Here is an 11,944-nt window from a genome sequence, read left to right on the forward strand (position 1 = left end):
ATTCAATCAATTCTTCAGATCTAATGACTTTTGACCGATATGATGAATAACCCAAGGGGGATTCGACTCACCGAACTCGCTTGAACATTTTATTCGGGTTAGGAGATGTTTTATGAAACAGAAGCGCACGATTAGTATCAAGCAAAAATTGATTGTCTTATCCGTTCTATTATTGATTATTCCAGCCACATTGATTGGAATCGTCGCCTATTCGCAGGCGAAAGGTAAAATCGAGTTTCAAATGATCCAGTCCGCCAATTCGGGGGTAGACCGGATGAACAATGAGGTCACGAACCTCATCGAACCGATTCAAACGGACATCTCGTTTTTTGCGAATCGGATTGATAGTTCCATTTATGAAGAGGGAGAAGCGAATCAAGCGTTAGCAGAGAAGTTTACTGAGTATTTAGAGACACATCCAAAAGTGACGAACATTTACTTCGCTTCAGCAGAAGGTGCGATGACGATCTATCCTGAGCAGGAATTGCCAGAAGGATATGACCCACGCACTCGTCCATGGTATGAAGCGGCTGAAGCAAGTGGACAAGAGGTTGCCATCACGAATCCGTACGTCGATGCCGCTTCTCAAAAAATGATGATCACGGTTTCGAAGAAGACTTCAGACGGTCGTGGTGTGGTCGCCGTTGACGTCGATGTGAACGATATCGCTGAAGTGGCATCCACCATTCAAATCGGGAAAGAAGGATACGTTGCCATCTTCGACCAGGCAGAACAAGTCGTCATTCATCCGTCGACGGCTGTCGGTGAAAAGATTGATGAATCTTGGACAGATTCGCTCTTTTCCAAGGAAGAAGGGACCCTGTCTGCATCGGAGAATGGGGAAGGCGTGGAGAAAGCATTCGTGACGAACCCAATCACCGGATGGAAGATTGCCGGTACGTTATATGACGGTGAGATTCAAGACGAGACGGTCGGCATTCTTTGGACGACTGGATTCGTCATCATCGGAATGTTCGGGATTGCAGCCATTCTTCTCTACTTCGTTCTCCGTTCAATCTTGCGTCCGTTGCGTTTATTGACAGAAGGAGCAGAACGAATCAAATCAGGAGATTTAACGGAGCCGATTACCGTCTTATCGAACGACGAAATCGGGCTTGTCTCAGAGAGTTTTAATGAAATGAGCGATTCACTTCGTATGGTATTACTCCGTCTCGATGATTCAATCAGTCAAGTTGCCGCCTCGTCTCAAGAATTGATGGCCAACTCGGCACACAATACCGCCTCATCAGAACAGATTGCCCGTGCAGTTGATCAAATGGCAGTCAGTGCCGATGGCTCGAAGCGACAACTCGACGACAATGCGACATCGCTCCAAGCGATTACGTCAGGAATCATGCGAATCTCAGAAAGTTCCATGGACGTGTCTGAACTTTCACGCGAAACCTCAAATGAAGCGGAAGACGGTTCGACGACCGTGAAGGAGAACGTGAAGCAGATGAAGGCAATCGATGCGTCTGTCGTGACATTCGAGGGCGTCATTCACTCATTGGCACATCGCTCTAACGAGATTGGAGAAATCGTCACGGTCATCAATGGAATCGCTGAACAGACGAACCTGTTAGCCTTGAACGCTGCCATTGAAGCAGCACGTGCAGGTGAGAACGGCAAAGGGTTCGCGGTCGTTGCGAGCGAGGTGCGTAAACTCGCAGAACAATCGCAACAGTCGACGAAACAAATTGCAGCGTTGATTGATCGAATCAAGCATGAGACGGAACAGTCTGTACAGTTGATGCAGGAAGTATCTACTCATACGAAGGCCGGATTGGCGTCATCTGAAATGACAGCAGACCGTTTCGAGAAAATCAAAGAGCGGACAGTCGCGATGACACCACGGATTGAAGACGTGACCGCAACCGTCGAGGAGATTGCAGCAAACGTTCAGGAAGTGGCAGCGACGGCATCACAAATCGCCGACATCGCCGATGAGAATTCGAGTGTCTCGAAGCAAGTGGCGGCAACGACCGATGATCAATTGAAATCGATTGAAGAAGTATCGCAGTCAGCAAAAGCACTCGCGACCATGGCCGAGGAGTTACAAGACCTCGTCTCGCGGTTCAAACTGTAAAATGAAAAAGAAGCAGAGCGCCGAGCTCTGCTTCTTTCGTTATAAAATCGGACTGAGGAGTCGTGAGACACCCTCCCGAGCACGTACTGTCCATTTCCGCTTTTCATAGTCTTCCATCGTATACGTGCGACTGACCGCCGTATCGGTCTCGAATAAAGAAACGAGTTCGAGTGCGACCCGCTCATCATAGATAAGTGCGTTCACTTCAAAATTGAGACGGAAGCTTCGAGCGTCCAAGTTCGTCGTCCCGACGGTCGCGATCTCATCATCGACGACGAGCGTCTTCGCGTGGAGAAACCCTTCATCATACAGATAGACGTTTGCCCCGTAGTCGAGGAGTTCCCCAAGGAACGAGAGGGACGCCCACATGACGAATGGATGGTCCGGTTTTCCAGGGATCATGATATCCATCTGAACGCCAGAATATAGTGCCATTTTGCAAGCGTCCATAAAACTCGTGTCTGGAATGAAGTATGGCGTTTGAATGACGACCCGTCGTTTGGCGGACATGATCATCTTGATCATCATATTCTTCAAATGTTCCGTATCCGAGTTTGGTCCACTCGTGACGATTTGCATCGGAGAATTTTCTTTAATGTCATGTCGCGCAAAGCAGAAGGCATTTTCAGGATCATGTTTACGGTGACCAGAATAGTTCCAGTCCAATATGAATCGGTGTTGTAAATTGTAAACGACATCTCCTTCGACACGCAGGTGCGTGTCACGCCAATAGCCAAATTTTTCGACTAAACCTAAATACTCGGTACCGACATTGAATCCACCGACATAGCCGATTTTCCCATCGATGATGACGACCTTTCGGTGATTTCGGTTGTTCAACTTGAAGTTGATGATCCCGAGTGTCGGTGGGAAGAAGACACGCACCTCGCCATCGTTCGCAATCAACTCTTTAAAGTCCGAGTTCCGAAGACTACGTGAGCCGACCGCATCGTAGAGGAGTCGAACTTTGACACCGGCTTTCGCACGCTCGATCAACTCTTTCAACAGTGCCTGACCGAGAGCGTCACGCTGGATGATGTAATATTGAATATTGATTTCCGTTTCGGCCGAGCGAATGTCATCCATCAACGCTTTGAACTTTTGTTCGCCGTCGTGCAAGATGAGGGAACGGTTATGTACACTGATCAACGATTTAGAAGATCGTAAGTTCATTTGAAGCAGTTGGTCATACTTTTCAAACAGCGGCTGCGCGAGCTGGGTTTGGCGCGTATGAATTTGTTCAAGTTGCGCTTCGACTTGAAGCGAATGGAAGGAACGTTCTTCTACACTTAAATTATAGAAGTTATCCTTCTTAAGTTGTCGCCCTAGGAAGAGATAGACAATGAAACCGAGCACTGGTAAGAAAAACAGGACAAGAAGCCAGGCCCAGGTCGCGCCGACGTCACGTCTTTCGGCGAAGATGACGGCGAGTGCGAACAACATGTTTAACCCGAGGACGATATAAAGTCCCCAACTGAAAATCATAGACCAATCCAACGACATACACCCCTTTATAAACGATTCATAGCTTAATCATACATCAAATGAGGGAATAGGATGCTATCAAATGAAATAGGGGGAGAAGATGATGAACATGGAAGTCGTATGGAAGAAAGGGATGGCGTTTGAAACACATACGCCATCAGGACACACGGTGATCCTTGATGCGGCGGATGATGTCGGTGGGCTCGATACAGGACCTCGTCCGACAGAAATGTTGCTTCACGCGACCGCATCCTGCACAGGAATCGATATCGTGTCGATTCTGCATAAGATGCGCCAGCCAATTGAAGCATTCGAAATGAAAATCGATGGGGTGCGGGCGACCGATCACCCGAAACGCTTTACAGCCATTCACATCTTGTATATTCTGAAAGGCGAGTTATCGGAAGAACGAGTTCGGCGTGCCATCGAATTGTCCGTTGAGCGTTATTGTTCTGTATCGCATAGCCTCAATGCGACGTTGACGTATAGTTATCAATTGAACGATGGAGACGTCACTCCGTTTGATTTTCACGAGTGAGCAGGATGGTTGAAAGGCATGCGGTTCTCCGTTATATTTGTATTTCAAATACTGTATAACTAAAGGAGGACGTTATGATTCGACTCGCGACGAAGCGCGATGCCCAACACATCGCGAACCTAATCGAACAACGAGCCGTAGCGCTAAATGAACAAGGAAGCGACCAATGGACCGAATATTTGGAACAGGACCTCGTAAAGCGTGTGCGCACTGACATTGTAGAAGGCAGTGTATATGTCTTTGAAGATGGCGAACAAATTTTAGCTTCAATCGCATTGTTACCTCCAGATGAGTGGGATGATAACTTATGGGACGACAGTGAGCGTGGACAATATATCCATCGAATCGTCGTCAGCGAAAAGCTAAAAGGGCAAGGCGTCGGACAGCAGCTCATGGAGCATGTCTTAGAGGAAGCCGATGAAGATGAACCAATTCGTCTTGATTGTGTCGCTGACAATGAATTTTTAAATGATTATTATCCACGTTTCGGTTTCGTCTTTGTCGATTCACGAAACGGGTACAATACGTTCGAATACAGATTGGATGAGAGCATGAGTGCATAAGGGTCATTTGACCCTTTTTTTGTTATACTATCAACAGCGAAAAGGAGGGGTTTTATATGACTAAAACCATTTTGGTGGGATTCGGATTCTCGGCAAACACGTTCCATTTGCCGTTCTTAAAGGCAATCGATTCATTTGAAGTGAGTGGTGTCGTGTCATCGCGCCCGGAAGAAGTGCAGGCTGAATTACCTGGTGTCACGGTATATGCGACATTAGACGAGGCGATTCAATCGGATGCTTCTCTCTATGTCATTACGACACCATCGCATTTACATAAAGAGATGATCGTCGCATGTCTTGAGGCAGGAAAAGATGTGCTCGTCGAAAAACCCGCATTCCTGACAACGGAAGAAGGATATGAGTTGATGGAACTTGAAGCGAAATCGAAGGGCATCGTCAACGTTTATCAGAATCGTCGTTATGATGGAGACTTCTTGACGGTTAAATCGTTTCTTAACTCGAACGAGTTAGGAGACTGGAAGGTCGTTGAATCTCGATTTGATCGTTTCCGTCCGAATGTACGTGACCGGTGGCGTGAAAATGGAGGACCAGGTTCCGGTATTTTATTCGACTTAGGAAGTCATCTGATTGACCAGACTCTAGCCTTGTTTGGAAAGCCAGATCGTATTCAAGCAGATGTGATGATTCAACGAGATGGTGGCCAATCCGATGATGGGTTTCATCTGACATTCTATTACGGTGAGAAGCGAGTATACCTTCGTTCGAACCCATTCATCGCCGGAGAAACACCTCGGTTTGAAGTGCATGGTACGCAAGGAAGTTTCTTGAAATATGGACTTGATCCTCAAGAAGATGCTCTGAAGCAAGGAAAGTTAGAAAGTGACCTTATAGAGACTGGCGTATTATCCAAAGAAGAGGTTTCGTCCATTCAAATCGAGAAAGGTAGTTATTTGGCGTATTATCAACAGTTAGCTTATAGTTATGAGGTACGGCAACCCGTCGTTTCATTAAAAGATGCAACATTGACAACCTACTTGATTGAACTTGCTCGTAAATCCAGTGAGACAGGAACAGTCATCACGGTAGATTGACACGCTTTTTCGTTGATTTACTAAACCGGTGATCAATTCACAATTGGAAAGAACGTGCGATGATTTCTTTGTGAACGTGTCGACACTTCTCTATTGTAAGAACAATCATACGAGTCATAATAAAAAATCGATGCCACCGAATAATTCGTTCGAGCGTGCATCGATTTTTTAATTAGGCCGCATCTTCTTCTGTCGATTCGACTTTTTCCGTATGACGGACAATCGGGTAATTTTTGAACAAACGGCTTCCGATCAAGCCGAAACCGATCCCAAGGATGAATAGCACGACGGCTGTGAAGGTGACCGTTTGCCAATCGTTGAAACCATACATGACTAGAAGTCCCGGAATCCCGGCTGCCGAACCTGGCGCATCGTTGATCATACCGGTCATGGCGACAATCAATCCGGCGATGGCTCCACCGACAAAGTTGACACTGTAAATCGGAATCGGGTTAGCAGAAATGAGGTCAGCTTGCGTCAACGGTTCGATGGCGACAGAGAGTTGATCTTTCTTTGTTCCGATTTTCAATTGACGGAACAACAAGTAATTCATTGAGATGGACGCGGTCAACGCGAGCGCGGCAATCGCCATCGGGACCCCGGTCAAACCGAGCATCGCCGTCAAGGCCATCGAACTGAGAGGCGACGTTGATACGACCGTGACGATCCCTCCTAAGACGAGACCCATGACGACCGGATTTTGTGTTGCTGCCAGTTCGATGACAGCTCCAATCTGTTCAAGTGTGTTTGTCACGAGTGGGTCTACCCCTGTCGCGACGAGACGGGCGAGCGGTGCCATCACGATGACGTAGAAAATCATATCGACGCCGGTCGGCAGATAGCGATTGATTCGAGTGCCAGCCAAAGCCAAAAGATATCCTGCAAAAAAGCCAGGAAGGATTCCGAATCCCGATACAGACAACCCGATCATCAAACTATAGACGGGGTTGATTCCAAGTGCGATGGCGACAAGAGCCGCAGCGGCAGGACCTGACAAAGCGCCAGCCGCTTGACCTACTTCTTCATAAAGAGGAAGTGGCAGCAATCCGCCGATTGCATACGCGTTGAACGCTTCGACGAGGAAACTCGCGATTGCAGCACCGGCCAATGCTCCCATCGCCTTCATTCCAAAAGGCGCCTTATAACTAAATAATGTGAACAAGGCGAGGATGAGCAGTAAAAGTGCGATTCCTTGAATAATGACCATAAACTCTTCCTTCTTTCTATCTCTATTTATTCATAATTTATTCTATATTCATGCATAGAAAGACTTCTGTAAAGCCATATTCAAAAGAAAAATTAAAATTGAACAATGATACCGGTTACAATTAGAAATTCCAAACCAAGAAAGCGTTTTCTTTGAAAAATGACATCAATTCTACAAGTTTGCACGTGTCGAGCCGCATGAGATTGGGAACAGATAGGGGAAAGACTTTTCAAAAAGTATTGGTCGAGGAGGATGAATTATGCAGAAGGAAGACAGACCGTGGCATGCGCTCGAAGTAGATGAGGTGCGAACCCATGTGGAGACTGATCTTGAATCAGGTCTTACAACAGAAAGTGTCACAAGTCGTCAAGACGAATTCGGCAAAAACGTATTGCCGGAGAAAGAGAAAACCCCTGAAATTATAAAATTTCTAAGACAATTCAATGATGTTCTCGTGTACGTCTTGTTAGCGGCTGCCGTCGTCACAGGATTCTTAGGGGAGTACATCGATACGATCGTCATCGTTTTAGTCGTCACGATTATCGGCGTCGTCGGATATCTTCAAGAGAATAAGGCCGAAGAGGCGCTAGAAGGAATCAAAAAATTGTTAGAAACAAAGGCGACCGTCGTTCGAAACGGCAAGCAATCCGAAATCGACTCGAGTGACCTGGTCGTCGGGGATGTGCTTGTGCTTGCTGCCGGTGATAAAGTGCCGGCCGATGCCCGTGTCGTGCAAGCCGAAAAGTTTAAGGTCGAGGAATCGGCCTTAACGGGAGAGGCGACGACTGTCGAGAAAAAATCAGACGTCGTGAAAGAAGAATCGGTGTTGGCCGACCGGAAAAACATGGTGTACTCAGGAACGAGTGTCGCGACGGGAAGTGCAAAAGCTATCGTGACAGCCATCGGTGAAGGGACGGAGCTCGGCCAAATCAACGCTTCAATCTCAGAAGTGCAGACCGTCAAAACCCCTCTGATTCGACAGACGACCAAGTTTGGTCAAACGGTGTCCATCGCCATCTTGATCATCTCCGTCGTGATTTATGCGTTCGGCTACTTTTTACGGGATTATGAGCCGGTCGAATTGATGCTGACGACAATCGGTCTTGCCGTTGCGGCAATTCCTGAAGGATTGCCTGCCGTCATCTCCATCATTTTGGCGCTCGGTGTACGAAATATGGCCGAACAAAAAGCGATTGTGCGAAGTCTACCATCTGTCGAAACGCTTGGTGCTGTATCTGTCATTTGTACGGATAAAACAGGTACATTGACAAAGAATGAGATGACCGTCAAACAAATCGTGACAGCGAACCATGATATCGAAGTCTCGGGTAGCGGATATGCTCCGAATGGAGATCTCGAATTGAATGGTCAACCGTTTGACTTGGACGATGACGAGTCGATGATCGACCTGTTAACCGTTGGGAAAACATGTAACGATGCGCAGTTGAATGAAGAAGACGGGGACTGGGTCATTAACGGTGATCCAACCGAGGCTTGTCTGTTGACCGTCGCTGAGAAGGCCGAGCGCCCGATCGAACGTTTAAAAGTCATTTCGAAGATCCCGTTCGATTCTGAATATAAATACATGGCGACGCTCGTCGATTACAAAGGAGAGCGAATGATTTTCGTCAAAGGTGCCCCGGACCGACTCTTTGATATGGCATTGTCTGAAGACTTTAAACAAGACTATTGGGATGAAAAACGAAAAGAGATCGCAGACCGCGGTCAACGCGTTCTCGGTGCAGGCTTGAAACGTGTCGACAGTTCAAAAGCGTCAATCGACCATGAAGATGTTGAAGATGGTCTAACTTTCCTCGGATTGTTCGGAATCGTCGATCCACCTCGACAAGAAGCCATCGATGCGGTCGCCGCGTGTCGTGATGCTGGGATTCGAATTAAAATGATCACGGGAGACCATAAAGATACCGCTGTCGCGATTGCAAAAGAACTGGGCATGGAAGTGGAAGGCGCCCTCGAAGGTCGTGAATTGACAGATATGACAGATGAAGAAATCAAAGAGGCTTCCGTTCATAACGATGTATTCGCACGGACCAGCCCTAACGACAAGCTTCGTCTCGTCAAAGGATTGCAAGAGAACGGTCTGATTACATCGATGACAGGAGATGGTGTGAACGACGCACCTGCCTTAAAACGTGCTGACATTGGTGTGGCAATGGGGATTAAAGGGACGGAAGTAGCGAAAGAAGCATCTCAGATGGTTCTTGTCGATGACAACTTCAAAACGATCTATAACGCCGTACGAGAAGGACGACGGGTGTACGATAACCTGAAGAAAACCATTCTCTTCTTGCTTCCGACAAACGGAGGTCAAGCGTTGCTTGTGGCAATGAGTATCTTGCTCGGAGCGGCTGCACCGCTCAGTCCTGTGCAGATTTTATGGGTCAACATGGTTGTCGCGATTACTCTCTCTTTAGCAATCGCTTTCGAACCACTCGAAGAGAGTACGATGAAACGACCGCCACGTCCGGCCAATGTGCCGCTACTCAGCCGATACTATATTTTCCGCGTCACCTTCGTTTCAATTATTATCGGGGGCGGTAGTTTATGGATCAACTATATGCTCGGAGATTTCGACTACTCGACCGAGAAATTACAAACGATTACCTTGAATGCCATCGTCATGGCCCAGCTCTTCCACTTGTACAACTGCCGTACGGAGTTGGCACCTGCATTCAACCGACATTTCTTTGACAATAAGATTGCGTTTCTCGTATCGGCCTTACTCATTGCCCTACAATTGTTCATCACGTACGTACCGTTTATGCACACGTTATTCGGTACCGCTCCATTAACGTGGGAAGATTGGATTTATCCAGTGGCATTTGGTGCCGTCGTCTTTATCATTGTTGAAATTGAGAAGGCGATCTCCAGACGTGTCATCGGCAACCGGAATATACACTGATACGTTTCATTCATGTGAAAAAAGGTTAAACAAGTGGAGTAAACATGAAGGAGGGATACGATGAAGCGTGACGAATCACAACCAGGGGTTCACCCGGATCCGCTACCGGATGATGAATCGAACCCGGCGAAAAAACCGGCTCCGACACAGCATCCTGACCCTGATCCAGAGGAAGAATCGAACGAATAAAGCGTGTAACAGGTAAAAGATCCTCCTAGCTGAAATAAGCTAGGAGGATCTTTTTGAGTTGGTTTATGATGTTGACTTTACAGAGCGGCTATTTTGTAGCCGATTGAATGATTTCTCGTTCATATGTTCCGTGATGACAAAATCACCGACTGGGCATTCCCATTTCCCTTTTTCGACAACACATTCGCGCAATGTCACTTGGTCATCGTATAAATCTAGTTCCAATGTGTCTTTCAAAAATTGATCGACTTTTTGGTTTGGAACTTTTACATATTCATTGAATTCGAGCTCTTCATTCTTGACAGTCACGTAAGAAGTGACTTGGAAATAACGCATGTGATGGTCTCCTTCATTAAAAACTAACTTCTAGTATAGCCGTTTCTGATGAAAACGGGTACTCAATGTTTCATTTCAGCACGTTCACGCTTCGGAGGTGCTTCGTTGAACGGTTTTTGATGGCGAATCATGAGCCAAAAAATGAGACCGAACAACGGGATATAGGGGAGCGGCCATAGGCTCATCTTATAGCGTTTCGCGTCCCGATTCATTAACGTAATTTGAATGAATGCCAACAAAAAGAAATCGACGGTCATCGTTCGAACAAATTGATTGTTCTCCACATAGGACCAGTATTCTGCAACATTTCCAGTATTGGCTGCAGCGATGAACAACCCGATTGTCACCAGTAAAAGCACAACGCCGAGGATACGGGTCGGCAGCGGTTTGACCGGGGTCGGATAAGGTGACTGTCTCGCAAAAGCCAAATAAGGAGCGAGTAGAAATCCCCCAACGAAAAAACTGGTGACAGCGGCGATGAGTGGATTCGGTTTGAGCTGATTCACTTCTGACCAAAGAAGTGGAAACATCGCCAGGGGAAACACCCCTAAGATACTAAAGAGCGATAGAGAATAGCCTTCGTACGCCTCGGTATTATAAGTCACAAAATCGAGAAGAAAGCGTCCGTCGAACGGGACATTTGGACCGATGACGGCGAATGCAATTGCCAGTCCCCAAGGAATCAATAAGAATTTTCTTGTCATACGAACACCTCGTCAATGGTTGATAGTTGTAGTATACCCTCTTTTGGAGACACGAAAAAATGAGAAGATGCCTGACGCATGTTCTCATTTATTTTCACGTGCATACGTTTTAATCATCGTGACGAGTTGCTGAGTTTCGTCAGCTTTCACATCAAGCATGATTCCATAATCATACAGCGAGCCCGTTTGGCCACGGTGTCTGACATGTCCCATGAGTTCGATCGGTTGAAGTGTCGGAACGAGGTCGAAAAGAAAATGGACCTGTAAATCATCAGAGAGCGGGAAGAGGTAGTCCGAACGCAATTTTAATCCATGAGAACTCACATTGAGGAGCAATCCTTCCCCATCATAGAGTTCTTTTTCTTCCCATACAAGTCGATAAGGGATGGTACGGGGATTCGGTAGGATATAGCGGAACGTCTCCTGGCGGCGATAACGCATCAATTCACCCCATTTCTTTACTTCTTTTATCGGCAAAATTGAATTTAAAATGAAGTGGAAGATTGTATAAAATTATAGTGTACTCGCTTTACAAATTTGAAAGCGCTTTCTATAATGGATATACGATTTGAATAGGGAGGAGATCAGATGAATGTCCATGATTTACTCCGACGTTACTCGATTCAAACACCAGTCATCTATGAAAAAAAACGTAACGGGGAGTGGGTTAAACTCGAGCGCTTACCTGCTTATACCATTCTTGAAGTCGAAACGAACGATCATACCATCGAGGCGGTCGCGATTGATGCATTCAAAGCGATTACCGTCTGTCGAGAGTCGGCGTCGATTGAAGAAGCCCGTCCGTATGCTGTGCGTATCCTGATTGAACGACCATAAGAAAAGCCGTAACTTCATGTTGAA

12 protein-coding genes are annotated in these 11,944 nt (G+C 46.7%); 7 read left to right on the forward strand and 5 right to left on the reverse strand.

Annotated features, from left to right (window positions below):
- Nucleotides 1-112 precede the first annotated feature (112 nt).
- Nucleotides 113-2,086 (forward strand): methyl-accepting chemotaxis protein, encoded by a 1,974-nt coding sequence (locus BV910_RS07350; RefSeq protein WP_078146847.1) that lies wholly within the window; start codon nucleotides 113-115, stop codon nucleotides 2,084-2,086.
- Between the two features lie 39 nt (nucleotides 2,087-2,125).
- Here the strand turns inward: BV910_RS07350 and cls are convergent, their stop codons facing one another.
- Nucleotides 2,126-3,571, reverse strand: a complete 1,446-nt coding sequence (gene cls / locus BV910_RS07355; protein WP_205728305.1) for a cardiolipin synthase — start codon at nucleotides 3,569-3,571, stop codon at nucleotides 2,126-2,128.
- Nucleotides 3,572-3,674: 103 nt separating this feature from the next.
- On the opposite strand from cls, the gene BV910_RS07360 reads away from it, so the two are divergent.
- From BV910_RS07360 to BV910_RS07370, 3 genes are all read left to right on the forward strand, one after another.
- The gene (locus BV910_RS07360) at nucleotides 3,675-4,109 is read left to right on the forward strand and encodes an OsmC family protein (RefSeq protein ID WP_074037078.1); all 435 of its coding nucleotides are present in this window, start codon (nucleotides 3,675-3,677) and stop codon (nucleotides 4,107-4,109) included.
- A gap of 74 nt (nucleotides 4,110-4,183) precedes the next feature.
- Nucleotides 4,184-4,672 carry a GNAT family N-acetyltransferase gene (locus BV910_RS07365; protein WP_078146850.1) on the forward strand — a complete coding sequence of 163 codons (489 nt, stop codon included), beginning with the start codon at nucleotides 4,184-4,186 and terminating at the stop codon, nucleotides 4,670-4,672.
- A 56-nt stretch (nucleotides 4,673-4,728) separates the two neighbouring features.
- Nucleotides 4,729-5,724 (forward strand): Gfo/Idh/MocA family oxidoreductase, encoded by a 996-nt coding sequence (locus tag BV910_RS07370; protein ID WP_078146851.1) that lies wholly within the window; start codon nucleotides 4,729-4,731, stop codon nucleotides 5,722-5,724.
- Between the two features lie 172 nt (nucleotides 5,725-5,896).
- On the opposite strand, the gene BV910_RS07375 is transcribed toward BV910_RS07370, so the two are convergent.
- Nucleotides 5,897-6,931 carry a PTS sugar transporter subunit IIC gene (locus BV910_RS07375; protein ID WP_078146852.1) on the reverse strand — a complete coding sequence of 345 codons (1,035 nt, stop codon included), beginning with the start codon at nucleotides 6,929-6,931 and terminating at the stop codon, nucleotides 5,897-5,899.
- Nucleotides 6,932-7,190: 259 nt separating this feature from the next.
- On the opposite strand from BV910_RS07375, the gene BV910_RS07380 reads away from it, so the two are divergent.
- Nucleotides 7,191-9,854 (forward strand): cation-transporting P-type ATPase, encoded by a 2,664-nt coding sequence (locus tag BV910_RS07380; protein ID WP_078146853.1) that lies wholly within the window; start codon nucleotides 7,191-7,193, stop codon nucleotides 9,852-9,854.
- Between the two features lie 60 nt (nucleotides 9,855-9,914).
- Nucleotides 9,915-10,043 (forward strand): hypothetical protein, encoded by a 129-nt coding sequence (locus BV910_RS15010; protein ID WP_256363520.1) that lies wholly within the window; start codon nucleotides 9,915-9,917, stop codon nucleotides 10,041-10,043.
- A 63-nt stretch (nucleotides 10,044-10,106) separates the two neighbouring features.
- Here the strand turns inward: BV910_RS15010 and BV910_RS07385 are convergent, their stop codons facing one another.
- The 3 genes from BV910_RS07385 to BV910_RS07395 all read right to left on the reverse strand — a co-directional run bounded on the left by BV910_RS07385 (nucleotide 10,107) and on the right by BV910_RS07395 (nucleotide 11,524).
- A complete protein-coding gene (locus tag BV910_RS07385; protein WP_078146854.1) occupies nucleotides 10,107-10,379 on the reverse strand; it encodes a hypothetical protein in 273 nt (90 codons plus the stop codon).
- A 62-nt stretch (nucleotides 10,380-10,441) separates the two neighbouring features.
- Nucleotides 10,442-11,083, reverse strand: coding sequence for a hypothetical protein (locus tag BV910_RS07390; protein ID WP_078146855.1), 642 nt, complete (start codon nucleotides 11,081-11,083; stop codon nucleotides 10,442-10,444).
- 84 nt (nucleotides 11,084-11,167) lie between these two features.
- Nucleotides 11,168-11,524 (reverse strand): PilZ domain-containing protein, encoded by a 357-nt coding sequence (locus BV910_RS07395; RefSeq protein ID WP_012726233.1) that lies wholly within the window; start codon nucleotides 11,522-11,524, stop codon nucleotides 11,168-11,170.
- Between the two features lie 147 nt (nucleotides 11,525-11,671).
- Between BV910_RS07395 and BV910_RS07400 the strand changes: the two genes are divergently transcribed.
- Nucleotides 11,672-11,920 carry a hypothetical protein gene (locus tag BV910_RS07400; protein WP_078146856.1) on the forward strand — a complete coding sequence of 83 codons (249 nt, stop codon included), beginning with the start codon at nucleotides 11,672-11,674 and terminating at the stop codon, nucleotides 11,918-11,920.
- Nucleotides 11,921-11,944 lie beyond the last annotated feature (24 nt).

The sequence above is a fragment of the Exiguobacterium sp. HVEsp1 genome (genome assembly GCF_002009685.1).
GTDB lineage: Bacteria > Bacillota > Bacilli > Exiguobacteriales > Exiguobacteriaceae > Exiguobacterium > Exiguobacterium profundum.

Bases quoted from the DNA above. Each gene is read 5' to 3' on its own strand.
- BV910_RS07385 (WP_078146854.1), bottom strand. From the start codon at position 10,379: ATGCGTTATTTCCAAGTCACTTCTTACGTGACTGTCAAGAATGAAGAG.
- BV910_RS07365 (WP_078146850.1), top strand. From the start codon at position 4,184: ATGATTCGACTCGCGACGAAGCGCGATGCCCAACACATCGCGAACCTA.
- BV910_RS07400 (WP_078146856.1), top strand. From the start codon at position 11,672: ATGAATGTCCATGATTTACTCCGACGTTACTCGATTCAAACACCAGTC.
- cls (WP_205728305.1), bottom strand. From the start codon at position 3,571: ATGATTTTCAGTTGGGGACTTTATATCGTCCTCGGGTTAAACATGTTG.
- BV910_RS07390 (WP_078146855.1), bottom strand. From the start codon at position 11,083: ATGACAAGAAAATTCTTATTGATTCCTTGGGGACTGGCAATTGCATTC.
- BV910_RS07375 (WP_078146852.1), bottom strand. From the start codon at position 6,931: ATGGTCATTATTCAAGGAATCGCACTTTTACTGCTCATCCTCGCCTTG.
- BV910_RS15010 (WP_256363520.1), top strand. From the start codon at position 9,915: ATGAAGCGTGACGAATCACAACCAGGGGTTCACCCGGATCCGCTACCG.
- BV910_RS07360 (WP_074037078.1), top strand. From the start codon at position 3,675: ATGAACATGGAAGTCGTATGGAAGAAAGGGATGGCGTTTGAAACACAT.
- BV910_RS07380 (WP_078146853.1), top strand. From the start codon at position 7,191: ATGCAGAAGGAAGACAGACCGTGGCATGCGCTCGAAGTAGATGAGGTG.
- BV910_RS07395 (WP_012726233.1), bottom strand. From the start codon at position 11,524: ATGCGTTATCGCCGCCAGGAGACGTTCCGCTATATCCTACCGAATCCC.
- BV910_RS07370 (WP_078146851.1), top strand. From the start codon at position 4,729: ATGACTAAAACCATTTTGGTGGGATTCGGATTCTCGGCAAACACGTTC.
- BV910_RS07350 (WP_078146847.1), top strand. From the start codon at position 113: ATGAAACAGAAGCGCACGATTAGTATCAAGCAAAAATTGATTGTCTTA.